Source organism: Paenibacillus taichungensis (assembly GCF_003287275.1).
Taxonomy (GTDB): domain Bacteria; phylum Bacillota; class Bacilli; order Paenibacillales; family Paenibacillaceae; genus Paenibacillus; species Paenibacillus taichungensis_A.
Genome location: NZ_QEVW01000005.1, coordinates 584,513 through 610,762 on the forward strand (window position 1 = coordinate 584,513; position 26,250 = coordinate 610,762).

The window sequence follows — 26,250 nt, forward strand, 5'->3', positions numbered from 1 at the left end:
AAATCGGTTGAACAGTTCCACGGTGTTAGCCCTCAATACTTTCCAGCTGTACAACCTCGCTTTTATTTAATACTTCGTTAAGATTAAGCATAATCAACAATCGAGCATCCTCCAGCTTGGCTACACCACGCAGGTATCTTGCTTTAACTCCACCAACCACTTCAGGCGGACTATCAATAGCATCACGCTTGATGTCAATAACATCATTGGCAGAGTCAACGATAAAGCCAACTTGCATGTCGTCTACACCTACAATGACAATACGTGTTTGATCAGTATATTCTGTTTCTGGCAAAGAAAAGCGACCACGTAGATCAATGACGGGAATAACGACACCGCGTAAGTTAATAACTCCTTTTACAAAAGAGAAAGTTTTCGGAACACGGGTAATAGGCATCATGCGCTCTATCGTCTGAACCTTGTCTACCTCAATACCATACTCTTCGGATCCTAATTTAAAGACAATGACTTTCAACTCTTCTTCCATGGAAAAAACCTCCCTATTAAATGTAAGACTTATCTTGTGTGCTTATTTAATAAATGCATTAGGGTCAAGAATCAGAGCTACTTGTCCATCTCCCAGAATCGTTGCACCAGAGATCCCTTCAATGGCAGGAAGATAAGTACCCATCGATTTAAGAACAATCTCACTCTGTCCAATAAATTCTTCAACGGCTACGGCTGCAAGACGCTCTCCTTTGCGAATGACCACGATTTCAGTTTCTTGTTCGTCCGCATCATTGAAATCAGGCACTCCAAAAACTTCGCTCAACGACAGGTACGGAATTAGAGACTCACGGAATGTGATCATTTTATTACCATGAATGTTGCGAACCTGTTCACGCTGTACAATGGCTGTCTCCACAATGGAAGACAAAGGAACGGCATATTTCTCGGATCCCAGTCGAACAAGCATCGCAGCGATAATGGACAGGGTCAATGGTAACTGAACAGAGAAGTTGGTCCCTTTACCCGGTGTCGAATGAATGGTTACATTACCACCAAGAGAAGTGATTTTGGATTTTACAACATCCAAACCTACTCCACGGCCGGAAATATCCGAAATTTTATCAGCGGTACTGAAGCCTGGTGCAAACAACAGCTGGTTCACTTCATCATCGCTCATCTTGGCACCTTGTTCTTCGGTAACAACTCCACGCTTGACTGCTGTTCTCAAAAGATTATCCCGGTAAATGCCTTTACCATCATCTTCAATCTCAATAAATACATGATTCCCGCTATGGAAGGCCCGAAGGTTAACTGTTCCCAATTCGGGTTTACCTGCTGCTACACGTTCTGCGATCGATTCAACACCATGGTCAACTGCGTTACGCAGCAAATGCACCAGCGGATCGCCGATCTCATCGATTACCGTCCGATCAAGTTCCGTTTCGGCACCCGTAATGACCAGATCGATTTTTTTGTCGAGTGTTTTGGCAAGGTCACGAATCATACGCGGGAAACGGTTGAATACCGTGTCTACAGGAACCATCCGCAATTTCAGTACAATATTTTGCAAATCTGTACTGACTCTGCTCAGATGAGCTACCGTATCCGATAAGTCATTATTACCCGTCTCACTGGCCAACTGCTCGAGGCGTGAACGGTCAATCAATAACTCACTGAACAAGTTCATCAGTACATCCAGACGTTCTATATCCACACGGATGGTACGTGAAGGTGCAGCAGCTTGTTTAGGTGCAGCTGTTTTGGTAACTACCGGCTTCTTTGGTTCTTCTTTCGATGAAGAACTCGGTTCCGGGGGGGCATCTACTGGAGCAGGAACAGGTGCAGCTTCCACTTCAGCTGTTGCCGCTGCCTGATTGGTCATTTGCTGAAGAGTCTCTTGATCCAGCTGAATGACCTTGGCACTCTCAATTTCAGAGATGCTCATAATGCCTTTTTCAAGTTCCTGCGCCTCTTTGGTCGTTATGTAATACAACGAAAAACTGCGCTCAAACTTCTCTTGCTCAATATCCTGAACGGTTGGGAACGATTTAACAATTTCACCCGAGCGTTCTAACATATCGAAGACCATATATGCACGTACGCCCTTCAGCTGGCTCTGCTCGCTGACAAGAACTTCAATATAGAGCACACGGTGGCCTTCAGCTATGGACTGATCCAATACAGAGTACTGGAATTCGTCCAGTTCAACCGCACTTGGTGTTACTGTACTTGATGATTGATTTACTTCGGTTACTGGAGCAGTACCTCCTGTCCATTCACCACTCTCAATTGCTTGGAGAGCAGCTACGATTGAGGAGACATCTGCTTTCCCCTCTCCACCACCGGTAATATCCTGAACCATATTCTCCAAAGCATCCAAACTCTTGAACAGGGTATCAAAAATGAAATCCTGCATTTTCAACTTTTCGTTACGCACCAGATCCAGCACATTTTCCATTTTGTGCGTCAATGATGCCAAATCCTCAAAACCCATTGTAGCAGCCATACCCTTCAACGTATGAGCAGAGCGGAATATGACTTGAACAATTCCCAGATCCTCCGGACTGCCTTCGAGTTGAAGCATATTTTCGTTAAGGGACTGCAGATGATCATTAGACTCATCAATAAACATAGATAAATATTGATTCATGTCCATTGTGAGGCACCTCCTCCATGAGTTAACTCCGTTTATTTCACAGCTTGAACAAGTTTAGGCGCAATCTCCTGCAATGGTAGAAGATGACGCACGCATTTCAGCTCTACAGCAGAACGCGGCATACCATAAACAACACAAGTTTCTTCATTCTCTGCAAAGGTTGATGTGACACCCGCCTCATACAATTTTTTCATCATACGAGCACCATCACTGCCCATCCCTGTCAGCAAAACCAAATGTCGTTGCAATGACGTGTACGGCAGCAGCGACTCAAACATCGTATCTACTGAAGGACGGTGTCCATTGACTGGTTCTTCCTCTGTCAGCTTTACGGTGAACCTTCCATCAGCAGTTTTGTTGACTTTGACATGAAAGCCGCCAGGAGCAATATAGGCCGTCCCTTTTCGTAGAACCATGCCTTCCTCAGCTTCAACCACATGCAGTTCACTGAACGTATTCAATCGCTGGGCAAGGGATCGAGTAAAGTTAGGGGGCATATGCTGTACAATAATGACTGGAGCAGGTAAATCACCTGGCAGTTGCTCCAGCAAAGTCTTGAGGGCTCTCGGTCCACCAGTTGAACAACCAATTGCCACAAGTTTGTTAAATGATCCTTCCGGTCCTGCTCCCTTATAAGAAGGAATTACCTTCGCACTATCTTTGGATGGTTCAGCTGAAGCTGCAGCAGTTTCCTGTTCTGCCAATCGAGATACATTGGACAAACGGTTTTCCTTGGGAGATTGCGTTGGCTTATTTGGCTTTGCTAATTTGTCATTGCTGGCATTCGAAGCTCGATTTGAATCTCGCAAAGGCTCCAGCTTTTTGTCCAGGCGTCCTGTATTCTGCTTCGTCAGTGGAATAGTGGGATGCTTCGGTTTTGCTCGTAAGGATTCAGTTTGTCCACTGCCAATTCGTGTTCCTGGCTGGGCAGGTTCTATCGTTTTCTTCAAAAGACCTTTACGATCTGGTAAAGAAGGATCAACTTGAACTCGCTGTGACTGTTGCAGCAGTTTGCTCTGTGCTTCATCCTGTTTCTTCATGGATGCTTCACGATCGGCTTTTCGCTTGATTTCATCCATAGCTGCTCGCATCCGCTCAACCAGTGCTTTACCTACTTGGGCAATATCCTGATCATGCACAATGGATGGCTTACGAATGAAGTCAAACGCACCGGCCTCGAGCGCCATGATGGTCTCTTTCATGCCTTGTTCATTGATACCCGAAAGCATAATCACCGGGACGAAAGATTGCTTCATGATCGATTTTAATGCATCCAACCCATTCATTTCAGGCATCTCAACGTCCATTGTGATAACATCGGGCTTCAAATCTTTTGCTTTTTGAATAGCTTCCTTACCATTTGATGCTGTTGCCGTAACCTTAAACTCCGAATCTGCTTCAATTAAATCTGAAACAATTTTACGCATAAAAGCGGAATCATCGACAACCAATACTTGATACACCGCCATGTTGTTTCCACCCCTGTTTCCTTTATTCAGAAATCATGTTGTTCTCTTTAGCCACTTTTTCATAAATCCTCTGATTCCTGTCAAGGTTTCGGATCCCGGAGCAGCAGGTGCAGCCAAATAGTGATGTGCGAGTTTCAATATATCCCTGGAAGCTTTTGCATTTGGATATGCTAAACTGTACGGCACTTGCCTTTTAACAGCCTTTACAACCTGGGCATCTTCAGAAATATATCCAAGCAACGGGATATCGATCTGTAAAAATCTCTTTGCCACTCCAGCTATTTTATCCGCCACCCGTTCCGCCTCTTGCTGGTCTTCAACCCGGTTAACGATCATCCGAAAGGGTGTGGCATTTTCCTGCCCATGCATCACTTTAACTAATGCGTAAGCATCGGTTATTGAAGTCGGTTCAGGTGTGGTGATGATCAGGCATTCATCGGCTGCACCGATAAATTTCATGTTTTCTCTGGAAAGTCCTGCCCCGGTATCAAAAATGACATAGTCCATCTCCTGTGCAATCTCTTCAACTTGTCCAGCAAAAAACTCCAGATCTCGATCTGACAATGAGAACAATTCTTTCATCCCCGAACCTCCGGCGATATAAGGCAACCCGCTTGCACCAAGCTGTATGATTTCCTGTATGGATTTCTGTCGGTATAATAGATGGTACAAATTATAGGGAGATGAAGTTCCCATTAGGACATCGATATTAGCCATCCCTATATCTGCATCAAACACCAATACCTTTTGCCCCATTGCCTGTAAGCTCAGTGCAAAATTAAGTGTGAAGTTGGATTTACCAACCCCTCCTTTTCCACTGGCGACGGTTATGATTTTGGAGGAGCGTGAATCACGACCTCTTCCCTCCACTCCGTAAGGCATGGAGACCATACTTCTGAGTGAGGCTGCCTGGTCCTTCATCGTACAAGCTCTCCTATCAATTGTTTGGTCAGAGAATCCGCATCAGGTTTGAGTAGATCATCAGGCACATTTTGTCCGTTCGCCACATAAGCGAGTTTAAGTGGAAAACGATGCAGCAGGTTAAACATCGGTCCGCAGCTACCGGTCTCATCCATCTTCGTAAAAATGACCTTATCCAGCCCATATTTGCTGAAATGCTCCGTTATTTGAACCATATCAGCACTTTTGGAAGTCATGCTCAACACCAAAAAAGTTTCACTATTTTCCACAGGCGCCAGTAAGCTTTGCAGTTCTGAAACAAGCAGCTCATTTCTGTAGTTTCTTCCGGCTGTATCCATGAAGATCAGATCACATCCCTCAAGACGGGAGATCGCGCGTTGTGTATCACCCGGGGATTGTACGACCTCAAGCGGGACATTTAAAATAGATGCGTATGTTCTAAGTTGTTCTACCGCTGAGATACGATAGGTATCGGAAGTAATGAACCCTACCTTTCGCTGTTTGTTGAACATCTGTTCAGCCGCCAGCTTGGCAATGGTCGTTGTTTTACCAACACCAGTTGGCCCAGCTACATATACAATGCGTGTGGTTGGCAAAATGCCCACGTCGATACGCTTCTCCAAAAAATGTGATATTTCCAATTGAACCGCTTGTACTGCTTCTACTTCATTTAAAGTTTTTTCGGAGAGCTTCGTCTGAACAGTCCCAAACCAAGATTCCCATACTTCTGGCCAAATGTCTTGCTCCATCAACCTTTCTCGAAGAGCATGAAACTCCTCTGGTAACGGATCTGCCGAAGCTCCTTGCTTTGACAACTTGGTCATCATCAGTTTGAGCTCCTGTAATTCAGACATTAGTTGGCCCTGCTGCGGATTGTTCGCCTGCTCCTGCTGCCCACTGGCGGATGTTAAACCCGAAAAATCCGCCCCTTGCGGTCGCGGTTTATGCTCGATACTCAAAGAAGATCTGCCGTTGCTCATGTCTGAACCGAGTTTGCTCGATTCAGACACAGCTGTGGCATCCGTCGTTTTCTCTTGCACATTTTTTTCAGCAATACTCGCGGCTGATTCGTCAGAAGCAACGACAAACGAACGAGCCGTTTGTCGATATGCTTCAGGTACAAATGCGCGAGGTACGGGTGGAAATTGATTTTGCACTTGATTTGTAGCCTGTTTTTTTTCTTCCTTATCTACAGCTGCTACAACTTCGATCCTTTTCTTACGGAACATCCCCAGCACCCCTCCCACCTTTATTTCCTTGGTGGACAGAATGACGGCATCACTTCCCAGGTCTTTGCGAATTTGAAGCATAGCTTCGGGCATGGTTTCAACGACGTATTGTTTTACTCTCATAAGTTCACCACCCCGACACTTTGGATTTCAACATTCGGCTCCAACTCACTATAGGAAAGCACTGGTATATCCTGCATCGTACGTTCAATCACCTGGCGCAGATACATACGAATGGTTGGAGAAGTTAATACAACTGGCTGCTGGCCTGACTGGATCAATCGATTGACTTGTTCAGTCAACTTTTGATATACACTTTGTGTTGAAGCCGGATCCAATGCAAGATAACTGCCTTGATCGGATTGCTGCACACTCTCGGCAATCTTCTTCTCCAGACCAGGTCCAACCGTGATAACTCTAAGCGTCTCTCCTTTTTGGGAGAATTGCTGGGTAATCTGACGAGAAAGGGACTGTCTCACATATTCTGTAAGTACATCCGGGTCTTTGGTGTACGTTCCATAGTCCGCCAGTGTCTCGAAAATTGTAACCATATCACGAATGGAAACTTTCTCACGCAACAACTTGGCGAGCACTTTCTGTACATCTCCGATGGACAGTACGGATGGGATAAGTTCATCCACCAGCGCAGCATAATTCTCTCTGAGATTATCCACGAGTGCTTTCGTTTCTTGTCTGCCAAGTAACTCATGCGCATGTTTCTTAATCAATTCAGTCAGATGTGTAGCTACAACTGAAGGAGGATCTACAACCGTATATCCTGCAAGTTCAGCTCTGTCTTTGGTTACTTCATCAATCCATAACGCTGGAAGACCAAAAGCTGGTTCTGTCGTTTCGATTCCTGTAACAGATTCTTCTTCATAACCCGGGCTCATGGCCAGATAATGATTCAACAACAGTTCTCCGCCGCCAACAACATTACCCTTAATTTTGATGACATATTCATTCGGTCTTAATTGGATATTATCCCGAATCCTAATAACCGGAACGACTAACCCCAGTTCAAGAGCACATTGCCTACGAATCATAATGATCCGATCCAATAAGTCTCCACCCTGCTGATTGTCAGCCAGAGGAATCAAACCGTAACCAAATTCAAACTCAATTGGGTCAACCTGAAGAAGGTTGATTACACTCTCCGGACTTCTAACTTCTTCAATCTGCTGCTCCTCTTCCATTTGCTCCTCTGCCTCTTGCTTCTGATTCAGATTATTCTGCATCCTCCATCCGGCAAAAGCCAGCAAACCTGCAAGCGGCAACGTTGTAATAACATGAATCGGTGTGAAAAAACCGAGCATTGCTATTACAAAAGCTACAATATAAAGGAGCGTCGGGTATGTAAACAATTGTCCCGTAATGTCATCGGCCAAATTCCCTTCGGATGATGCTCTTGTTACGATAAGACCTGCTGCTGTAGATATCAGGAGTGCAGGAATCTGGCTTACCAGTCCATCCCCGATCGTTAACACAGAATAGGTAGACAGCGATTCTGCAAAATCGAGACCATGAACCGTCATTCCGATGATAAATCCACCAATGAGATTAATCAGGAGAATAATGATACTCGCTATAGCGTCTCCTTTTACAAATTTACTCGCTCCATCCATGGCCCCATAGAAGTCAGCTTCGCGTTCAATTTTGGAACGACGTTCACGTGCTTGCTGCTCGTTGATCAGACCAGCATTCAAATCTGCGTCGATACTCATCTGTTTACCAGGCATCGCATCGAGGGTAAATCGTGCTGCGACTTCAGCTACACGCTCCGATCCCTTCGTAATAACGATAAATTGAACAACGACGAGAATCAGAAACACAATGAATCCAATTGCAATCTGTCCACCAGCTATCCAGCTACCAAAGGTAGCAACTACCGAACCTGCGTCTCCTTCTCCCAGAATCAGTTTCGTTGTCGATATATTGAGTGCTAATCGAAACAACGTCGTGATTAGCAACAATGCAGGAAAGATAGAAAATTGCAGTGCCTCTTTGCTGTTCATTGCAACAAGCAGTATCATCAGTGCAATTGAGATATTGATGACAAGCAACATGTCCAACAACCAGGTTGGGATCGGGAGAATCATCATCAACACGATGCCGATGATACCCGCAAGGACAGCTATATCTTTTGTTTTCAATGAATGTACGGCCTCCGATCCCTTGTTATTTCGTTCTGCCCTTTAATTTATATACATAAGCCAGCACTTCGGCTACCGCTTGAAACAAATCAGCCGGTATGGCGTCACCAATCTCGGCTCTCTGGAACAATGCCCGTGCCAGCGGCTTGTTTTCCATAGTAATGACACCGTGCTCCTTGGCAATTTCCTTAATACGCAAGGCGACGTAATCCTGACCTTTGGCTATTATCTGCGGCGCTTCCATCTCCGAGCCTTCATACTTAAGCGCAACGGCAAAGTGAGTCGGGTTGGTGATAATTACATCCGCTTTGGGAACTTCCTGCATCATGCGCTGAACAGCCATACGACGCTGACGCTCCCTGATTTTCCCCTTGATCAGTGGGTCACCTTCCATTTTTTTGTATTCGTCCTTGATATCTTGCTTGGACATACGTATGTTCTTCTCATAATCGTACTTCTGATACATGTAATCGAATACTGCAAGTACCAGAAGCGCTACGGCAATTTTAATTCCTAAGCTTAAGGTAATCGAAGCAGCAAAATGAAGAATCGCATCCAGTGAAAAATGTGACAGTGAAGCAATGTCTGATTGGTAACTTGTGATTGTACTGTAAACAAGAAAACCGATAATTGACATTTTCAGAATCGATTTAGCGAATTCCACCAAAGAACGTAGAGAAAAAATATTTTTGAACCCTTTTATCGGATCCAACTTCTCAAGTTTTGGCTTCAAACCTTCCCCTACAAGAAGAAAACCAACCTGCATGTAATTAACGATTAACGCAACAAGTACCGCACCTAGCAAAGCAGGAGCAAGCAACAGCATTACCTCGATACCATATCTCATCATCAGAGCGACAACATTCTCCCCAGTGATCTCCATATTCAGTCGATTTATGAAGATGTCCGTAAACAGGCGAACTATTCGTTCTTTATAAAAGTTACTGAACATCATCATAATCAAAAACGTGAATAAGAGAATGGATGCGCCGGACAGCTCCATACTTTTGACAACCTGTCCTTTTTTTCGCGTATCCTGTCTTTTTTTCGGGGTAGCCTTCTCTGTTTTTTCCCCCGCAAACATCTGGAGGTCGAGTTGATATTTCATTCGAATCTTGTCCTCCGTTTCACTCAGCCCGGCCTCTGTCCAATGGTCCCAAGCAAGTTTTCCATGGATCTGAACATTACTTCGAACAATTGACTAAACACAAAGGCAAAACTGGGAACCAGCAAAAGCAAAATAGCAAGTCCTACGAGTACCTTAAGTGGCATTCCGACAGCAAATACGTTGAATTGAGGAGCCGTCTTCGCCAAGAATCCCAATCCTACATCTGTCAAAAACAGAGCAACTACAATCGGCGCAGACATCTGAAAAGCCAACATAAATGATTGACCTAATGCACGCACCAAAAATTCAGCAATACTTCCATCTGCCAATCGTAGAAAGAATACATTCGATAACGGAATCCAGCGATAACTGTAAACAATGGCATCAAGCAGATAATGATGTCCGTTCATTGTCAGAAAGAGCAATACCGCAAAAGCATATTTGAAGTTACCTGTAAGCGGAGCAGATGCCCCTGTCATTGGATCGTATACGTTGGCCATACCAAAACCGATCTGAAGATCGATAAAGGTTCCTGCTGTCTGTACAGCCGTCATTAACAGGTATGCAACAAAGCCTAAGAGCAAGCCAATCAGTATCTCTCGGATAACCAACAGGATATAACTCAGATCTGTAGGAACAACCTGATCTATGCCGTATACCATATACACAGTAAAGGTTACAAATGCCGACAAACCAATTTTAAGAGAATTCGGCACATTCCGAGCCGAGAAGACCGGCGCAGTTACAAAAAATGATGCTATTCGACAAAACATAAGCAGAGCGACAGGAAAACTTTGCAACAATGTCTCCATCTGCAACAGCCTACCCTATGTATCTGTATAAATTATCGAGAATGTTATACGTGAAATCGACCAGTATATTCAATATCCAAGGACCAAACAAAAGTACTGCCAGAAGTACAGCAATGATTTTAGGCACAAAGGCAAGGGTTTGCTCCTGAATTTGAGTGGTTGCCTGAAACACACTGATAATGAGTCCTACAACCAGAGCTAGAATAAGCATAGGTGCGCTAGCCAGCAGTGAAGTATAAACTGCTTTCCCGGCCAGACCGATAATAAACTCCGAAGTCATGACCGTCCTCCTTTAATATGCCGGCTCAAGTGTTAAAACTCAGCAACAGTGACTTCACGACCAGATACCAGCCATCGACAAGTACAAATAGCAATATTTTGAAAGGTAATGAGATCATGACAGGTGGAAGCATCATCATCCCCATAGCCATGAGTGTACTCGCAACTACAATGTCTATAACCAAGAATGGAATAAATATCATGAATCCCATCTGGAATGCTGTCTTCAACTCACTGATTGCATATGCCGGTACCATCACAGTAATCGGTATATCCTGGTATGTGCTTGGCTTTTCGGTTTGATTGTACTTCATAAACAGCAGCAGGTCTTTCTCCCTAGTGTGGGAGAACATAAACTTCTTCATGGGATCCGCAGCTTTTTCCAACGCTTCGGTTTGTGTTATGTCACCCTTGAGATAGGGCTGAAGCGCTACCTGATTGATGGATGACAACGTCGGTGACATGATAAACAGTGTTAGAAAAAGTGCCAAACCGACCAGCACCTGATTGGGTGGCATTTGCTGCGTACCCAAGGATGTCCGCACAAAACCGAGAACGATAACAATCCGGGTAAAGCTAGTCATTAGTACTAGCAAAGCTGGTGCTATACTAAGTACCGTGATCAGCAGGATAATGGACAGTGAACTCGTGCTTGGAGCGCCCCCATCCCCGTTTCCAATTTGAATATCAATATTCGGAATCGGTTCGGCAAAGGCAACAGTGACGGATGCCAGACTGATGAGTCCTATGAAAAAACACGCTAACCAAATCTTTTTCTTCATGAATCCCTCGACCGATCTGTAGTATTGTCTTCTTCCAGAACCTTCTCCATCTTCTCTTTACGGTTAGGCATCTGCCGAAGTTTAGATTCAAACAGTTCGTGAAAAGAGGTTGTATCCTCGAGTTCCATTTCCCGCGGCGGTTCATCTTTGCGTAATCGGGCTGCCAGCTTTGCAATGAGAGGCGAAAGGCTTCCCTGTTGTGCTGAAGCATCCCGTTCAAATGAATCAATGATTCGCTGTGCCTCTTCAAGATCCGAAACCTTATCCACCAGCTGTATGTCATCACCCACACCGAGTAGATAAACGCTACCGCCAATTTCTATAATTTGCAGCGACTTGTTTGGTCCCAGCCCGACTCCACCCAAAATACGAATTGTGCCGTTCCGGAACCATCGCTGATTCCGTTTGTTTAGAAAACGAATCAGATAGACTATAAGAACCAGAATGACGGCCAGGACAACAATCACCCATACAAGCTGAAAATAATAATTGACTCCCGTGCCAACATCATCTGGAATCTTATCCTGAGCCATCATCATGTCTCTTAAACGCCCAGCGTTTTGCTGATTGCTTCGATAACCCGGTCAGATTGGAACGGCTTCACAATGAAATCTTTAGCTCCAGCTTGGATTGCATCAATAACCATCGCTTGTTGACCCATAGCAGAGCACATAATCACTTTTGCGTTCGCATCAATTTTTTTAATTTCTTTCAAAGCTGCAATACCATCCATCTCAGGCATGGTAATATCCATTGTGATCAGATCAGGACGAAGCTCCTTAAACTTCTCAATTGCTTGTGATCCATCCTGTGCTTCGCCAACGACCTCGTATCCGTTTTTGGACAAAATGTCCCGGATCATCATTCTCATAAATGCAGCGTCGTCCACGACTAAAATTCGGTTTGCCATCTTGATTCAAGTCCTCCCTAAATTGTGCTTATTGTAATTTCTGAATTCGGTCCCATTGGCTTACGATATCTATAACACGAACACCAAAGTTTTCGTCGATTACGACAACCTCACCTTTGGCAATCAACTTGTTATTTACCAAAATGTCGACAGGTTCACCGGCCAGTTTGTCCAGCTCGACAATTGAACCTTGTGACAGTTCTAAAATATCCTTAATTTGCTTCTGGGTCCTTCCTAATTCTACGGTGACTTTAAGGGGAATGTCCATCAATAAATTCAAATTGTTTTCGTCTACCTGGCCGAACGCCCCATTTTGCAAATTGGCGAATTGAACCGGTTGTACGTTTACATTCCTATTCGGCACACCGCCGTAATGCTGCGGTACACCATAAGGTTGCTGCGGAGGCATGCCATATGGCTGCTGTGGCGGCATTCCTTGCGGTATCCCCATCGGAGCCTGTCCATACCCATTATAATCTTGAACAGGCGGTTGCTGCGCCTGTGGCGGTATCTGTTGCTGAACCGGAGGTTGCTCAGGGACAACCGGTACTGCTGCCTGTACTGGCTCTGGTGTAGACGCAACTGGTGCACTAGCAGTAGACTCTTGAGCTCCTCCAATCAACATCTCTACCATTTCTTTGGCAAAATGTACTGGAAGCAGCTGCATGAGATTGGAATCAATCAGATCGCCAATCAACAGACGGAACGATACTTGAATCAATGTCTCATCTTCTGGAAGATTGCTGACTCCCTCACCACTTTCCATATTGAGAATATCAATTCCCGGAGGAGAAATATTCACGAAACGGTTAAAGATTGTGGACATGGAAGTAGCAGAGGAACCCATCATCTGATTCATCGCTTCCTGTACTGCACTGATATGGATTTCATTCAGTTCTTCATCAATCGGATTCCCTTCGCCACCAAGCATCAAATCGGCAATGACTTGAGCATCCCGTTTTTTGATAACTAGCGAGTTGATCCCTTCAAATCCATCCACATAATTCACATGAACTGCAACGTGAGGCTTAGGAAAGGCTTCATCAAACTGTGTCCGACTGATGATGGACACCTTAGGTGTTGTAATATCTACTTTTAGGCCCAATAGCGTGGACAAAGCTGTCGCGGCACTACCAAATGTAATGTTACCAATCTCCCCCAAGGCATCCTGTTCCAGCTCGGTCAAAAAATCATCAACTGTTTTCTCAGCCGGTTCCGAACTGTTCATCGATTCCGATTGTCTGAGCAAAGCATCGATTTCTTCTTGGGATAAATAATCCTTACTCGTCAAATTCTTCAACTCCTTCGGTGACAATCTTGTCTATTTGCACAGCCACACGATCCTTGATCGTTCCCGGGCTACCCATATACTTCAGCCTATCTCCAACTTTAATGGACAGTCCCTCATCAACGGGTTTGTTCAACGTAATGACATCGCCAACAGACAGACCCAAAAATTCAGCAATCGAAATCCTGGATTCTCCCAACTCCGCAACGACGGGCAATTTGGCTTTGTTCACACGCTCTTTGAGAGCATCATATTCTTCCGGAGCTCTGGTTTTCTTCTCCGAAACAAACCACTGATGGGTCGACAACCGGGACATAATAGGTTCAAGAACGACATGCGGGATACACAAATTGATCATGCCTGTGGTGTCACCGATTTTGGTACTCAGTGAGATCAAAGCGATAGTCTCATTGGGGGAAACAATCTGCATAAATTGCGGATTGGTCTCCAGCGCTTCCATCCTTGGAGAAATATCCAACACAGTCTTCCATGCTTCCTGCAAACTTTCAAACGCACGGCTGAAAATCCGCTCCATAATCGTCGTCTCAATTTCCGTCATCGATGCGATCTTTGTCGGTGCATTTCCTGTTCCGCCAAGCAGACGATCCAGCATTGCATAACCCACGTTGGGATGAACCTCCATTACCATCCGTCCCTGTAATGGCTCCGCCTCAAATATGTTCAATATCGTCATCTTCGGAATAGAACGGATAAACTCGTCATAAGGCAACTGTTCAACTTGAACGACATTGATCTGAACGAACGTCCGCAGTTGGGCTGAAAAATAAGTGGTGAGAAAGCGTGCAAAATTTTCGTGAATACGGGTCAAGCTTCGAATATGATCTTTGGAAAAACGAACCGCCCGCTTAAAATCGTACGATCTAATTTTCTTTTGAGTTTCTTCCTTTTTCAATTCCTCGGCATCCATTTCACCAGAGGAAAGGGCAGCTAATAGGGCGTCAATCTCATTTTGTGATAATACATCCACCATGTTCTCACCCCCTTACAGATTTACAGCGTGTCCTGTTCATTACATTGGCGCCATCACAAAAGAAGAAAAACTAGTGGTGGCCAGCTTACCTTCTGGTAAAGCTTCATTAATAAGCTCAGTCAATTTTTTGTTAAATTGAATGCGACCTTTCGCTGTAGCCAGTTCATTAGACTTGGTATCCGCAAAAGTCTGGATGATAATAGGTTTCACCGTGATTTCCTTGATTTTCTCAAAATCTTCTTTAGCCTTTTTGTCGGATAATTTGAAAGAAAAACTTACAACTACAATATGGTCTATATCAGCCAAATTAGTTTTAATTTCTCCAAGCTCTGAGGAAACTGCAACAATCTCATCCGCTGTCATCTTCTTTTCTGCAGCGGCTGCCGTATGTGTATCAATCTTATTCCCGTTCTGTCCTTGCATAAATACAAACACAACCACCACAATGAGTGTTATAGCTAGCAAGCTTGTTGCAAGCCAAGGCAACATCTTTTTCATCAGGACTCCTCCGTTTGCTGCACTTTAATAGTGGCTGCCTGAACCCCGATTTCACGGTTGTAATCTTTAATTTTGGAAATAACCTCATCGGCTTTCTCAAGCACAATAAGTCTCTTTCCGGTTACCAGAGTAATATACGTGTCTGGTGTCTCTTCCACAATTTCAACCATCAGCGCATTTAACCACATGGGAGAACCATTTAACCGCGTAACCGAAATCATGCTAAGCCCCCTTGATCAGAGTGGAGGAGCAAGCTCCCCCCGCATTTAAAATCACTAATCAGTTATTAACGTTTCAGGTTAACAACTTCCTGAAGCACTTCATCGGACGTTGTAATAATACGTGAGTTCGCCTGGAATCCACGCTGAGCAACGATCATCTCTGTGAATTCACCTGTAAGATCCACGTTGGACATTTCAAGTTGTCCTGCAATAATTGAACCAGTACCATTCTCGGCATCATTTGCTGTTAAAGGATCAAGTGTGCCATCAGGATTAGCATTGGCTGTCATCCGGTAAAGGTTCCCCCCTATTTTTTCTAGACCTTCAGGGTTGACAACTTTCCCAATACCCAGTTGAGTTTCACTTTCGATTGTTCCGTCAGCCATCGTCTGGTTAATCATACCGTTTTGGCCGATTGTAAAGGAAACGACATCATCAGCAATTGTGATTGGTCCACCTCCACTGTCTAAAACAAAGAGGCCGTCAGATGTAACCAGATTACGATCCGCATCTACGTGAAAATCCCCAGCACGAGTTAGGAATGGAACTTCCTGATCTTCCGACATCGCAACTAGAAAGAAGCCATCTCCATTAATGCGCAAATCTGTTGGATTGTTTGTTGTCATAGGACTTCCTGCAAGATGCAATGTGTCAATAGACCCTACAGATACACCCAAACCGATTTGCTTTGCATTCACACCACCTGTTGGAGTATCCGTCGGTGCAGTCACCCCTGCTGTAGTCTGACTCATAATATCTTTGAACATGACACGGCTACCTTTAAAACCAACCGTATTCACGTTCGCAATATTATTACCGATTACATCAAGTTTCGTTTGAAAACCCCGCATCCCGGAAACGCCTGAGTACATTGATTTCAACATTTTTTAAAAATCCTCCCAGCCTTAGTTTGGTTACCGCGTCAGTCGGTCAGCGGCATTCCGGCTCCCGAGAAGGGCCAGCCGGTCAAGAAATGATTACAGCACTATCAATCTGGGTGAATACATTATCCTTCATGCTTTCACTATCCATGGCTGTAACGACAGTACGATTTTTGACATTAACGATAAAAGCCATATCTTTCATCAAAATCAAGGATTCCTTGGCTCCTTTGGCAGCAGCCTTATCCAGAGCAGTTCCAATCTGCTGCATCTGCTCCGTCTTGAGTTCAATACCGCGCTGTTCCAACCTTTTTGCAGCATGATTACTCAATTTCAGCAGGTTATCTTCCAATACCTGTGCAAAAGGGCGCTCAGGTACAGTGGATGCTTCTCCCGCTTTGGAGCGATTATGCAAATTGGGGGTAATTGGACCTGTGTACAGTTGGCCTACTGTTATGCGGTCACTCATAACGTGTTTCCGTTGTCTTCAGGCTGTGCTGATGCTTCTGGTTGCTGGTTTTCATTCGTTACAGCTGAATCTGCAGCGTCCTTAACTGGAGTTTCATTTTCCTCAGCCTGTGTTGGATTAGTTACTTGAATAATTTCATCCAGCTTGATTTCGTCATTGCCTACTTTTGCGTATTGAACACCATCTCGTACGATGATGGAATCAACAATACCCTGACGGAGGGTTCCGTTATCCTCTTTATTAGAAGAAAGCCAACTGATCTCGCGGCCAATCATGCCCGAAACTGTCCCAAGAGACTGATTTAAAGTCTTTAGCTGAGAAGAGATATTCACCAGTTGTTCTACCGAACTGAACTGAGCCATCTGAGCGATAAATTCCTTATCTTCCATTGGCTGCATCGGATCCTGATTTTGCAACTGAGTGATCAATATTTTAAGAAACTGATCCTTGCCCAGCTCTTTTGTTGCAGCGCTTGTTGTGGCTTTATTCGCTGCCGAATAGTTAGGCCAGGTATTATTGGTAGAAATCGCTTCATTAGCCATATTTTCACCTCATTTCTGTTTAAGCTTCTGCTGTAAACGTGTCTCTGCGCAGGTCGTTACCTTCCTCATGTTCACTGCGCCAGTTGCGCAATTCTTCCTGGAGTGTTGCTGTGCTTACAGCATCATCAGATTGTTCTTCACGTTCACGTGAGCGACGTTGCTGCTGAGAATTGCTTCCTGGCTGGCGTCCCCCATCCTGGTACATTTGTGAACCAAGTGAGCTGTTCTGAGTAACTTCAAGTCGTTCAACTTGAATGCCTTGAGCTTGAAGCGAGCTACGCAATTGCATCATTTGCTGTTCCAACATGTCTTTCGCCATCGTATGCTCGGTCATAAAACGAGCAACCAATTGCCCGTTTTGCAAAGTAATCTGCACATCCAGCTTACCCAGATGTTCTGGACGTAGTGAGATAGTCGCTTCCGAAAACCCCTTTTGTTGCACAATGTCCAACTTATTCACAACAAACTGTGTCATCTCTTTTGCAAACTGGGAAGCTTGCATGACAGGTTCAGCCGGTTTACCTGCTGATGTACCTGTTGAACGTAAGGACAACTCTCCTGCCGTAATGATACTTGAATGGTCCACTTCTCCTACTTCATTCGTTGTAGGTGCTGAATCCGTTTCAACTGAAACTTTAGGTCCAGTATTTGAAGCGGCCGAAACAAGAACTTGTGATGCCACTGAGTCTTGCTTGGACGTCTGATTTGTTGGAGCCATTTGCACAGCCTGAACCTTAGCCACTGCTAATGTTTCCAGAATGGATTTAAGTTCATCCCACCCTTTGTTAAGACTGGTGTCAACGCCAGCATCCTGCAGCTGACTTTGGAGAGATTGAAGCAGGTGCTTGAATTCTGGAGCATTCTTGACAACTGTACTATCCGGCTCATTCATACCCGCAATTAACTGTGTGAGCACATCCTGAATTACAAAGCGCATTGCTGCTGGGTGTTCCGCCAGATCAATTGCTGATGCTGCATTAGAAGTCTCTGAGCCAATTGCGGGCTCATCAGAACCTTCAGCTTGAATACCCGAATTAGCATCTAATTGAGCGTACATCTGCTGAATCAGACTTTGTAAATCCCCTAGCAGTGACGGATCATTTTCCAAAGCTTCATCTAGCGAATCCAAATCTGCGAATAACGAACTTAAGATATCGGTGATTGATGTTTGTTCCCCATCTTCACTAGATGCAAAGGTAAACACTAGTGGATTCGCTGCTAAGCTCCCTGCTGCAGCCGAGCTATTGTCCGTCGTTGCACCACCATTTAATGATTGGGCAAGAGTTTGCAAAAAATCACCACTTCCAGCAATTGCACCTTTGGATCCTGTTCCAGCTGTCTGCGCTGCTGTTGTCTTAGCGGATGATGTGGATGTCATTTGATATACAATCGACATTTGTTTTCACCTCCTCTCCGTACTAAACAGATGCTACTAATCTTACTTGTTACCCATTAATTTATTTAATATTTTTGCAGTTTCAACTGAATTTTCAGTTGACATATTTTCAAGCAATTGAGACCGTGTAGCATCGTCGACAGAATTTAAAATGGTCAAGGTTTTATCCGGGCTCAGCTTATATGTTTCGAGCAATAGTTTAGCCCCACTAGAGGCCGACATGGAAGCAAACGTTTGACTAAGCTGATTTTTATCCAAGTTTTTGGAGTTAGTTGTAGTCGCCGTAGATGTCGTTGCAGTCTCTTTCTTTAAGCGGGATTGCAGTGCATCCAGGGCCAGATCACCGGATGGTTTCGCATCCTTCATCATCATCGTGACATCAGCCGCTGTTTTCGGGTCCATCTTCTCCAATACCTTGGTTCGTGCAGCAGATTGCATCACACTAAGAAGCTGCACCATCTCTTCATTCGTCATATTTTGCAAAATCGGTGCGGCCTTACTGGGACTCATGTCCGCATACATCTTCGCCAAATCTTTAATTTGTTTCTGATAATCAGACTCGGTCTCTGGATTCTGCGCAGCGGTTTCAGCCGCTTTTTCCGCATCATCTAATTTCTTTTGCAAATCGCTTGATTTCTTTGCCTCTGCGGTCGTGGCATCCTTCGCTGCTTTGAGCTCTGTTTCTTTCTCATTTACTTGTGCCTTCAGCTTATCTATTGTCGCTTCTGCACTCTCGACCTGCTGCTCACTCTTCTCCAGTTTCTTTTTCTCTGGATCTAGCACTGGATCAGGTACCCATTCCTTTACGATAGGAATTTTATTAGCTACTTCAAGCAGGTTGTTGCGAATATCTACATTAAATAGAGTCAGCAAAACACCCAACAAAACCACAGTGAACACAATTGGTATTGAAATCATCAGAAACTTTTCCCAACCACCGCTCGACTCTTTTTCCATATCTGTGTCTTTAACAGCCATTGTTCTTTCCTCCTTCACGAGACAACTTCGCGTCCGGCCACATCAATTCGCGCGTCCGGCTTTGGCAGCGAAGCGTACAGTAGCCATCTCGTCCAGATCGTTCTGTTCCCGGAGGAGCATCTCCTGCTGAAATTTGATTTTGGCCTTGTCTCTCGCCCCAAGCCATACTTTTTCGTCCATCATTTTGCCGTTCAGAAACGTCTGATTCCGTTGCACATTGACCTCAGCATGTCTGACATCACTACTTTTGCGTGAAATGCACTCGTCAAGGTGATGTACATACCGCTGCATCTCTTGCAAGCTGGATACGGAAGCCGTGCTTTCCGTAGCGGATTGAATGACATCTATCAGTTCCTTTTTATCATTCAATAGTTGTAAAAGATGCTCTTCCTCAGTCTGAAGTTTCCCGATGGCTGTGGATAACATCCACTCCGCTTGCGTTTTTTCATTGCTTTTCAGGTCAACAACCTTCTGGAAATGATATCGAAATTTCATCGTCTACCCATTCATCTCCTTGCAAATTCAAGAATCAAACGTTCCTGCACTTCACTTAGCGTTACTTTTTCATCGACTTTCTGCCTGGTAAAGTCCCAGATACTATCAATCTGGTCTATCGATTCATCAATGGCAGCATTTGAACCTCTTTGATAAGCCCCAATGTTGATTAAATCCTCTGATTCCTTGTACACAGCCATCAGTCTCTTCATATTATTAACGGCTTCCAACTGCTCTTCAGGAGCAATATCCTTCATAACCCGACTAATGCTCGCAAGCACATCAATCGCAGGGAAGTGACCTTTGTTTGCTATGGAACGATTCAGTACAATATGACCATCGAGTATACCTCTCACCGCATCCGCAATCGGCTCGTTCATATCATCCCCGTCGACAAGGACGGTGTAAAAAGCAGTAATTGAACCTGTGGGTCCAGTCCCCGCTCGCTCAAGCAACTTGGGTAAACTCGCAAAAACAGAAGGAGTGTATCCTCTCATTGCAGGTGGTTCTCCTACCGCAAGTCCCACTTCCCTCTGTGCCATGGCATAACGTGTAACAGAGTCCATCATCAACATGACATTCATGCCTCTGTCTCTGAAATACTCCGCGATCGTAGTTGCGATAACCGCGCCTTTGATTCGAATCAGAGCAGGTTGATCAGAGGTAGCAACAATAACGACGGATCGTTCCAATCCTTCCGGACCCAGATCCCTTTCAATAAAGTCACGAACCTCACGGCCCCGCTCCCCTACCAAAGCAATTACATTAACGTCTGCTGCTGTATTGCGGGCGATCATGCCCATCAGTGTACTTTTACCAACACCCGATCCGGCAAATATACCGACCCTCTGTCCTTTGCCAACCGTCAACAGACCGTCAATGGCTCTTACACCTACACTCATCGTTTCGAGTACCCTTGGACGGTCCATCGGATTCACTGGCGTATTAGATGTGGAGTACATCGGCATTCTGGAAGGTAACAAGGAACCGTCCAAAGGTTGCCCCAATCCATCTAACACCTTACCAAGCAATTCAGATCCAACCTGAACCCCAAGTGGTTTACCCGTTCCGACCACATCGCATCCAGGGCCAATGGATTGAAGTTCACCGAGTGGCATGAGCAATACTTTGTTATCCCGGAACCCGACAACCTCTGCCTGAAGTGGCTTGACAGATTTCCCGGGGTAGATGTAACATACATCACCAATGCTAGCATCCGGGCCTTCAGACTCAACCATAAGACCAATGACCTGTGTGACCTTACCGTTAATTCGAACGGGGTCAAATTGCTTAAGATGTTCCATGTATCGCTGTGAGCTAAGAATCTTCATGTTGATTTTTTCGCCCCTCATCCTCAAGTGCTATGCGGATCAGTTCTTTTTTAATTTCAGCGAGTTGGGTATCAATTCTGGCATCTACACTTCCAAACGACGACCGTATAACACATCCCTTGTCTTTCACCGTAGCATCAGGCAAAATCTGCAATTCTGCCTGAGAGTCAATTGACATAGCCAACTCTTCACGTGCGGCCTGCACAAATGCAAATTGATCAGGTGCCACACATAAGGTGATCATCCCCTGTTCACGTTTGCGAGACAAACTCTGACGAATCAGTTCGAGTGTGTGTTCTGGTTCAACAGAGAGTTGTTTGTCAATTACCTTCTCAGCGATACCACAGGCGAGATCCACAAGAAAAGGCTCTGCTTCCTGAATAATCTGATCTTTGGCAACGTAAGCTTCTTCAAGGACCCCGCGTGCTTCCTTCATCATCTCTTCGATCTTCACCTGGAGATCCAGTTCAGCCTGTACTTTGCCTTCTTCAAAACCCTGCTGGAAACCTTGTGAACGAAGCGCTTCAGTAAGATGTTCATCCTGCTGACGCTGTTCCTGCCACCAGCTATCAATCTGTTCACGGGCTTCTTGAAGCAATCGCTCCGCTTCCTCTGAAGCATCACGTACCTGCTTTTCTGCAAACTCCTTGGCATCCTCCAGCATCTCCGCGGTAAGACGTTGTGTTTCTTCGTCTACGCGTGCCTGAAGCATCTCAGCTTCAGAGCCTTCAGCACGTTCACCATCTAACTCCACATCAGACTCCGGTCCACCATAATGATGATGATTTTCGAGTCGTTTGCGGTCATCGACCGGTACATACTGGAAAGATTTAATCAAATTAGACAATGATATCATCTCCTCCACCGCGAGCGATAATGATCTCACCAGCTTCTTCCAATCTGCGGATCGTTCCTACGATACGAGTCTGAGCTTCCTCAACATCACGCAACCGAACGGGTCCCATGAATTCCATTTCTTCCTTGAATGTCTCGGCCATCCGTTTCGACATGTTCCGGAATATAGCATCCCGTACTTCTTCGCTTGCCACTTTGAGTGCCAACTGCAAATCTGCGTTGTCGATATCCCGGATAATACGCTGGATCGAACGATCGTCCACATTGACGATATCTTCGAATACAAACATGCGTTTTTTGATTTCTTCTGCAAGTTCCGGATCTTGAATTTCCAGTGAGTCGAGGATAGTACGTTCCGTACCACGGTCGACGCCATTCAAGATCTGAACGATGGATTCGATACCACCCGCATTTGTATAATCTTGCGTAACAGTAGAAGACAGTTTCTGTTCGAGCACCCGCTCCACTTGAGAAATGACTTCTGGAGAAGTACTGTCCATCACAGCAACTCGGCGTGCTACATCGGCCTGTTTCTCTTGTGGTAACGAGGACAAGATCGCCGCTGCCTGCTCAAATTGCAGATATGATAATACCAGAGCAATCGTTTGCGGGCTTTCGTTCTGAATAAAGTTCAATATTTGATTTGGATCTGCCTTACGCGCAAAGTCAAATGGTCTAACTTGTAGCGTAGCCGTCAAACGGTTAATAACTTCAAGTGCTTTTTGCGACCCAAGTGCTTTCTCCAGAATTTCTCTCGCGTACGTAATACCACCTTGAGAAATGTATTCCTGTGCAAGACAAATCTGATGAAACTCAGACATAATCATATCTTTTTCGGAAGCATCTACTTTGCGAACATTGGCAATTTCCAACGTCAGTTGTTCGATCTCCTCATCCCGCAAATGTTTGAAGATTTGCGCGGACACTTCTGGACCTAATGTAATCAACAAAATTGCTGCTTTTTGTCTTCCAGTCAGACCTTGACTGCTTGCCTTCGCCAATGCGTTCACCTCTATTCGTCAGCCAGCCACGTACGCAGCAGATTGACGAATTCGTCTGGCTTTTTCTTGGCCAAACTCTCCAATTGTTTGCGCACTTGACTTTCGTTCGTTACACTGTCCAACGTAATGGACGGAAACTCTGTTGCTACCGGAAGAGGAATATCCTCTTCTTCTATTTCGTTCTGTTTGCGACGACGGCGCACTAACAAAATAACAACCGTTGCAATCAATGCTGCCACCAATGCTCCGATGCCCCACATCATTCCGGTGGAAAGCTGGAACCCTGTATTGGTTGCCGCAGCAGTCTGGAAACCTTGAGACATTACCGAAACTTTTTTGGCCAAATCTGCGTCACTTATTACAGTGCCCGAGTCCGCCAATGATGCACGAACAATGTTAACCAAAATATTTTCAATCGCATCCTGAACCGGTGCTTGTAATTCTGTTTGTCCTGCCGGTGGTTCAACCGCGACGTTAATGGTTAAATCTTTTACAGTATATGGACTGGAAACGATATCTTTAACAATTCGGTTGACATCGTAGTTTTTGGTACTGGATGTTTCCTCCGAGCTTGAGTTTCCCGATGCATCCGATGATGGATAACCCGGAACTTCCTCTTGACCTGTGCCAGCAACACCACCTGTCGGATTGCTTGCCCCCGTATAGCTCTTTTGAATCTCTTGAACACTGATCTCGATGCCTTTCATATTATCTACATCGACCGGTGTGACTAGGTTTTCTTTACGAGTTTCCTTGTCAAAATTAAGCTTGGAAGCAACCAGAACGTTGACATTCTCGTCACCCACAATCTGGGAAAGAAATTGTTTCACATTATTGCGAACATCATTTTCGAATTTCTTCTGTAACGCCATATTTTCTTGGACTTCAGAAGATAATCCCCCGCTACCACCTCGGGCGGTCGGAATCAGTTCCGCTTCATCTGTGTTCGTAATCGTTATGTTTTCAATGGGTAGATTGGGAATGGCTGTTTTGACCAAATTAAAATATCCATCTACCGCAGCTTGATTGGGGTGATAACCCGGTTTAAACTGCAGGGCCACTGATGCTGATGCTTTATCCTGCTCTTCTAGGCCAGCAAAGATATTATCTTTTGGCATATTGACCAATACTTTAGCATCCTGTATGCCTTGCATTCGTTGAAGCAACTGCTCCACTTCTCCGTTCAATGCGTTGTTATACTTCACATCGAACTCTTTATCCGTCATCCCGATTGGAGATGATGACTCCTCAAATGACTTATACCCTAATGAACCATTCTGAATAATTCCTTGTGATCCGATATTTACTTTTGCAATAGCTACATCCGTGCTCGGTACAGATATGGTCTTACCGTCTGCACTTAATTTGTATGGAATACTCGATGAATCAAGATAACTAATGACGCCTGCAGAGTCACTTGCATTCAAATCCGTGAAAGCAACTTCATATTCCGTCTTTGACAATTGCATGGTTAGTACAACTGCAGCCAAAATTAAAAACAGGAAGGTGGAAATAAATAATACTTTTTGCTTTTTGCTAAAACTATTCCAATACTGGGATGCCTTATCCCTGTACTGGGCAATTCTCTCATTCACTCTGTCACCCCATCCGAAACTTTGCTTGGTCTGTCCTTCCGCAATCTCTATAGGTTCTAAAGTTTAACGGTCAGGAGCAGCATCGCAGCTGCTTGTTGTAATAATCAGCGCTGTTGTCGAAGCGCATTTAAGCCATTTTATAATTGCGTACGCATAATCTCCTGATATGCTTCGACTACTTTGTTTCGGACTTGAGTCGTAAGTTGCAGACTCAACAGGGCCTGTTCAGATGCGATCATCACCTGATCAACGTTCACTTTTCCAACCAGGAATTGGTTTGACATTTCATGTGCTTGGGTCTCCTGTGCAGCTACAGACCCTAGCGCATCCTGTAGGTATGTACCGAAGCTCTGAATGGTTTCGGCTGGTGTAGATGGTTTAGCTTGTGCCGTACTTTGCATCTGAAGCGGTTGAACCCCCTGTGTGCTAAACATGTTGTTCTGAATCATTAATGTCCCTCCCATTCATTTCAGTTCTTTGCGTTTTTGGATATTTCCACCTTTAAGCCATTACCTAGGCTCTTCCAATCTCCAATGCCTTGGATATCATTGCTTTGGTTGAGTTCAAAGCTGTGACGTTTGCTTCATATGAGCGTGAAGCCGAGATCATGTCCACCATTTCTTTCGCGATATCCACATTAGGCATGTACACATACCCCTCAGCGTTTGCATCTGGATGTGTAGGGTCGTAGACTGGCTTCAGAGGCGACTGATCTTCACGAATCTCCGATACTCTAACTCCCTCTCCAGACCCACTGCTTTTCATCTGATTTTGAAGCAAGCTGTCGAAGGAATTTTTATTGGGTTCAAGCACAACCATCTTGCGTTTGTAAGGAACCGCCTCGCCGTTGGTCACACTCGCGCGCGTCGTCTCCGCGTTGGCAATGTTGGATGATATAACATCCATCCGCAAACGCTGAGCTGTTAGAGCCGATGCACTGATACTGAAACTGTTACTGATGTTCACCTAAGTTATCTCCCTTCGACTCCAACACGCATCATTTTGATCTGTTCATTTACTTGCTGAATATAAGCGTTGTAACGCAGCTGGTTCTCCGCCAGAAGACTCATTTCTTTGTCTACATCGACGTTGTTCTGGTTGTTATTCATGGATGTTGACTGGTCCATATTAACTACTGGTGTAGGTATGGAAGAGGAAGGACCTATGACAAAATGCCTTGAATCCGTTACTTTTCCTTTAAGAACAGGCATATCTCCATTCATTTGGTCCTGTAGCATTTCTTCAAATGCCACGTCCGAACGCTTGAAATACGGGGTGTCCGCATTCGCAATGTTGTCAGCGATTGTTCGTTGTCTAATGTTGGAGGCATCGAGTGCACCTTGCAGCCTTTGAAAACTAATATCATTCAAAAGATTCATAATCGCCCTCCTCTCTTTAGAAATTATGGAAATAGATTCAATCTTTTTCCGTCAGGATGTTT

Annotated in this window: 29 protein-coding genes; all 29 read right to left on the reverse strand. The window is 44.8% G+C overall.

The annotated features are described in order from the left end of the window. Positions 1-25: 25 nt before the first annotated feature. The 29 genes from DC345_RS07855 to flgB all read right to left on the reverse strand — a co-directional run bounded on the left by DC345_RS07855 (position 26) and on the right by flgB (position 26,188). A complete protein-coding gene (locus DC345_RS07855) occupies positions 26-487 on the reverse strand; it encodes a chemotaxis protein CheW (protein WP_063566392.1) in 462 nt (153 codons plus the stop codon). A 42-nt stretch (positions 488-529) separates the two neighbouring features. Beyond that, positions 530-2,605 (reverse strand): chemotaxis protein CheA, encoded by a 2,076-nt coding sequence (locus DC345_RS07860; RefSeq protein WP_113052618.1) that lies wholly within the window; start codon positions 2,603-2,605, stop codon positions 530-532. Between the two features lie 32 nt (positions 2,606-2,637). After that, the gene (locus tag DC345_RS07865) at positions 2,638-4,074 is read right to left on the reverse strand and encodes a protein-glutamate methylesterase/protein-glutamine glutaminase (RefSeq protein WP_113052619.1); all 1,437 of its coding nucleotides are present in this window, start codon (positions 4,072-4,074) and stop codon (positions 2,638-2,640) included. Positions 4,075-4,107: 33 nt separating this feature from the next. After that, on the reverse strand, positions 4,108-4,995 hold the full coding sequence (locus DC345_RS07870; RefSeq protein WP_113052620.1) for a MinD/ParA family protein: 888 nt from the start codon (positions 4,993-4,995) through the stop codon (positions 4,108-4,110). Further along, the gene (gene flhF, locus DC345_RS07875) at positions 4,992-6,347 is read right to left on the reverse strand and encodes a flagellar biosynthesis GTPase FlhF (RefSeq protein WP_113052621.1); all 1,356 of its coding nucleotides are present in this window, start codon (positions 6,345-6,347) and stop codon (positions 4,992-4,994) included. Before flhF ends, DC345_RS07870 begins: the two co-directional genes overlap by 4 nt. Beyond that, the gene (gene flhA, locus DC345_RS07880; protein WP_076289514.1) at positions 6,344-8,377 is read right to left on the reverse strand and encodes a flagellar biosynthesis protein FlhA; all 2,034 of its coding nucleotides are present in this window, start codon (positions 8,375-8,377) and stop codon (positions 6,344-6,346) included. The genes flhF and flhA overlap by 4 nt, the downstream gene beginning before the upstream one ends. A gap of 25 nt (positions 8,378-8,402) precedes the next feature. Next, complete coding sequence (flhB, locus tag DC345_RS07885; RefSeq protein WP_113052622.1) at positions 8,403-9,485, reverse strand: flagellar biosynthesis protein FlhB; 1,083 nt, start codon at positions 9,483-9,485, stop codon at positions 8,403-8,405. 23 nt (positions 9,486-9,508) lie between these two features. Next, a complete protein-coding gene (gene fliR / locus DC345_RS07890; RefSeq protein WP_113052623.1) occupies positions 9,509-10,297 on the reverse strand; it encodes a flagellar biosynthetic protein FliR in 789 nt (262 codons plus the stop codon). Positions 10,298-10,307: 10 nt separating this feature from the next. Continuing rightward, a complete protein-coding gene (fliQ, locus tag DC345_RS07895) occupies positions 10,308-10,577 on the reverse strand; it encodes a flagellar biosynthesis protein FliQ (RefSeq protein WP_024630226.1) in 270 nt (89 codons plus the stop codon). Positions 10,578-10,602: 25 nt separating this feature from the next. Beyond that, a complete protein-coding gene (fliP, locus tag DC345_RS07900) occupies positions 10,603-11,358 on the reverse strand; it encodes a flagellar type III secretion system pore protein FliP (protein WP_113052624.1) in 756 nt (251 codons plus the stop codon). Beyond that, positions 11,355-11,894 carry a flagellar biosynthetic protein FliO gene (locus DC345_RS07905; protein WP_371121409.1) on the reverse strand — a complete coding sequence of 180 codons (540 nt, stop codon included), beginning with the start codon at positions 11,892-11,894 and terminating at the stop codon, positions 11,355-11,357. The genes fliP and DC345_RS07905 overlap by 4 nt, the downstream gene beginning before the upstream one ends. A gap of 8 nt (positions 11,895-11,902) precedes the next feature. Next, positions 11,903-12,268 (reverse strand): response regulator, encoded by a 366-nt coding sequence (locus DC345_RS07910; RefSeq protein ID WP_017689175.1) that lies wholly within the window; start codon positions 12,266-12,268, stop codon positions 11,903-11,905. Positions 12,269-12,296: 28 nt separating this feature from the next. Next, the gene (gene fliY / locus DC345_RS07915) at positions 12,297-13,559 is read right to left on the reverse strand and encodes a flagellar motor switch phosphatase FliY (RefSeq protein WP_113052625.1); all 1,263 of its coding nucleotides are present in this window, start codon (positions 13,557-13,559) and stop codon (positions 12,297-12,299) included. Further along, positions 13,549-14,547 carry a flagellar motor switch protein FliM gene (gene fliM / locus DC345_RS07920; RefSeq protein WP_024630222.1) on the reverse strand — a complete coding sequence of 333 codons (999 nt, stop codon included), beginning with the start codon at positions 14,545-14,547 and terminating at the stop codon, positions 13,549-13,551. The genes fliY and fliM overlap by 11 nt, the downstream gene beginning before the upstream one ends. A 39-nt stretch (positions 14,548-14,586) precedes the next feature. Next, positions 14,587-15,045, reverse strand: a complete 459-nt coding sequence (locus DC345_RS07925) for a flagellar basal body-associated FliL family protein (protein ID WP_113052626.1) — start codon at positions 15,043-15,045, stop codon at positions 14,587-14,589. Continuing rightward, on the reverse strand, positions 15,045-15,266 hold the full coding sequence (locus DC345_RS07930) for a flagellar FlbD family protein (protein ID WP_024630220.1): 222 nt from the start codon (positions 15,264-15,266) through the stop codon (positions 15,045-15,047). Before DC345_RS07930 ends, DC345_RS07925 begins: the two co-directional genes overlap by 1 nt. Before the next feature lie 65 nt (positions 15,267-15,331). Next, complete coding sequence (gene flgG, locus DC345_RS07935) at positions 15,332-16,150, reverse strand: flagellar basal body rod protein FlgG (RefSeq protein ID WP_090895977.1); 819 nt, start codon at positions 16,148-16,150, stop codon at positions 15,332-15,334. Positions 16,151-16,232: 82 nt separating this feature from the next. Then, positions 16,233-16,616, reverse strand: coding sequence for a TIGR02530 family flagellar biosynthesis protein (locus tag DC345_RS07940; RefSeq protein WP_113052627.1), 384 nt, complete (start codon positions 16,614-16,616; stop codon positions 16,233-16,235). Further along, entirely contained in the window at positions 16,613-17,158 is a 546-nt protein-coding gene (locus DC345_RS07945; RefSeq protein ID WP_113052628.1) for a flagellar hook capping FlgD N-terminal domain-containing protein, read from the reverse strand. The genes DC345_RS07940 and DC345_RS07945 overlap by 4 nt, the downstream gene beginning before the upstream one ends. Positions 17,159-17,177: 19 nt before the next feature. Beyond that, positions 17,178-18,554: a flagellar hook-length control protein FliK gene (locus DC345_RS07950; RefSeq protein ID WP_113052629.1), complete on the reverse strand. Its 1,377-nt coding sequence runs from the start codon at positions 18,552-18,554 to the stop codon at positions 17,178-17,180. 42 nt (positions 18,555-18,596) lie between these two features. Further along, complete coding sequence (locus tag DC345_RS07955; RefSeq protein ID WP_113052630.1) at positions 18,597-19,532, reverse strand: MotE family protein; 936 nt, start codon at positions 19,530-19,532, stop codon at positions 18,597-18,599. 42 nt (positions 19,533-19,574) lie between these two features. After that, entirely contained in the window at positions 19,575-20,027 is a 453-nt protein-coding gene (gene fliJ / locus DC345_RS07960) for a flagellar export protein FliJ (protein ID WP_072732398.1), read from the reverse strand. Positions 20,028-20,038: 11 nt separating this feature from the next. After that, on the reverse strand, positions 20,039-21,358 hold the full coding sequence (gene fliI, locus DC345_RS07965; protein WP_113052631.1) for a flagellar protein export ATPase FliI: 1,320 nt from the start codon (positions 21,356-21,358) through the stop codon (positions 20,039-20,041). Then, positions 21,345-22,205 (reverse strand): FliH/SctL family protein, encoded by an 861-nt coding sequence (locus DC345_RS07970; protein WP_113052632.1) that lies wholly within the window; start codon positions 22,203-22,205, stop codon positions 21,345-21,347. The genes fliI and DC345_RS07970 overlap by 14 nt, the downstream gene beginning before the upstream one ends. Further along, positions 22,198-23,214 (reverse strand): flagellar motor switch protein FliG, encoded by a 1,017-nt coding sequence (gene fliG, locus DC345_RS07975; RefSeq protein WP_113052633.1) that lies wholly within the window; start codon positions 23,212-23,214, stop codon positions 22,198-22,200. Before fliG ends, DC345_RS07970 begins: the two co-directional genes overlap by 8 nt. An 11-nt stretch (positions 23,215-23,225) precedes the next feature. Then, the gene (fliF, locus tag DC345_RS07980) at positions 23,226-24,809 is read right to left on the reverse strand and encodes a flagellar basal-body MS-ring/collar protein FliF (protein WP_113052634.1); all 1,584 of its coding nucleotides are present in this window, start codon (positions 24,807-24,809) and stop codon (positions 23,226-23,228) included. 137 nt (positions 24,810-24,946) lie between these two features. Then, entirely contained in the window at positions 24,947-25,258 is a 312-nt protein-coding gene (gene fliE / locus DC345_RS07985; RefSeq protein WP_113052635.1) for a flagellar hook-basal body complex protein FliE, read from the reverse strand. Positions 25,259-25,322: 64 nt separating this feature from the next. Beyond that, positions 25,323-25,775, reverse strand: coding sequence for a flagellar basal body rod protein FlgC (gene flgC, locus DC345_RS07990; RefSeq protein ID WP_113052636.1), 453 nt, complete (start codon positions 25,773-25,775; stop codon positions 25,323-25,325). A 5-nt stretch (positions 25,776-25,780) separates the two neighbouring features. Beyond that, entirely contained in the window at positions 25,781-26,188 is a 408-nt protein-coding gene (gene flgB / locus DC345_RS07995; protein ID WP_113052637.1) for a flagellar basal body rod protein FlgB, read from the reverse strand. Between the last annotated feature and the right edge of the window lie 62 nt (positions 26,189-26,250).

Coding starts and splice junctions, on each gene's coding strand:
- DC345_RS07950 (WP_113052629.1), bottom strand. CDS start 18,554: ATGTCGATTGTATATCAAATGACATCCACATCATCCGCTAAGACAACA.
- fliI (WP_113052631.1), bottom strand. CDS start 21,358: ATGAAGATTCTTAGCTCACAGCGATACATGGAACATCTTAAGCAATTT.
- fliM (WP_024630222.1), bottom strand. CDS start 14,547: ATGGTGGATGTATTATCACAAAATGAGATTGACGCCCTATTAGCTGCC.
- DC345_RS07865 (WP_113052619.1), bottom strand. CDS start 4,074: ATGGCGGTGTATCAAGTATTGGTTGTCGATGATTCCGCTTTTATGCGT.
- DC345_RS07910 (WP_017689175.1), bottom strand. CDS start 12,268: ATGGCAAACCGAATTTTAGTCGTGGACGACGCTGCATTTATGAGAATG.
- flgG (WP_090895977.1), bottom strand. CDS start 16,150: ATGTTGAAATCAATGTACTCAGGCGTTTCCGGGATGCGGGGTTTTCAA.
- DC345_RS07870 (WP_113052620.1), bottom strand. CDS start 4,995: ATGAAGGACCAGGCAGCCTCACTCAGAAGTATGGTCTCCATGCCTTAC.
- fliR (WP_113052623.1), bottom strand. CDS start 10,297: ATGGAGACATTGTTGCAAAGTTTTCCTGTCGCTCTGCTTATGTTTTGT.
- DC345_RS07930 (WP_024630220.1), bottom strand. CDS start 15,266: ATGATTTCGGTTACGCGGTTAAATGGTTCTCCCATGTGGTTAAATGCG.
- DC345_RS07945 (WP_113052628.1), bottom strand. CDS start 17,158: ATGGCTAATGAAGCGATTTCTACCAATAATACCTGGCCTAACTATTCG.
- DC345_RS07925 (WP_113052626.1), bottom strand. CDS start 15,045: ATGAAAAAGATGTTGCCTTGGCTTGCAACAAGCTTGCTAGCTATAACA.
- fliQ (WP_024630226.1), bottom strand. CDS start 10,577: ATGACTTCGGAGTTTATTATCGGTCTGGCCGGGAAAGCAGTTTATACT.
- DC345_RS07905 (WP_371121409.1), bottom strand. CDS start 11,894: ATGATGGCTCAGGATAAGATTCCAGATGATGTTGGCACGGGAGTCAAT.
- fliP (WP_113052624.1), bottom strand. CDS start 11,358: ATGAAGAAAAAGATTTGGTTAGCGTGTTTTTTCATAGGACTCATCAGT.
- DC345_RS07955 (WP_113052630.1), bottom strand. CDS start 19,532: ATGGCTGTTAAAGACACAGATATGGAAAAAGAGTCGAGCGGTGGTTGG.
- DC345_RS07940 (WP_113052627.1), bottom strand. CDS start 16,616: ATGAGTGACCGCATAACAGTAGGCCAACTGTACACAGGTCCAATTACC.
- DC345_RS07860 (WP_113052618.1), bottom strand. CDS start 2,605: ATGGACATGAATCAATATTTATCTATGTTTATTGATGAGTCTAATGAT.
- fliJ (WP_072732398.1), bottom strand. CDS start 20,027: ATGAAATTTCGATATCATTTCCAGAAGGTTGTTGACCTGAAAAGCAAT.
- DC345_RS07855 (WP_063566392.1), bottom strand. CDS start 487: ATGGAAGAAGAGTTGAAAGTCATTGTCTTTAAATTAGGATCCGAAGAG.
- flhF (WP_113052621.1), bottom strand. CDS start 6,347: ATGAGAGTAAAACAATACGTCGTTGAAACCATGCCCGAAGCTATGCTT.
- fliE (WP_113052635.1), bottom strand. CDS start 25,258: ATGATTCAGAACAACATGTTTAGCACACAGGGGGTTCAACCGCTTCAG.
- flgB (WP_113052637.1), bottom strand. CDS start 26,188: ATGAATCTTTTGAATGATATTAGTTTTCAAAGGCTGCAAGGTGCACTC.
- flhB (WP_113052622.1), bottom strand. CDS start 9,485: ATGAAATATCAACTCGACCTCCAGATGTTTGCGGGGGAAAAAACAGAG.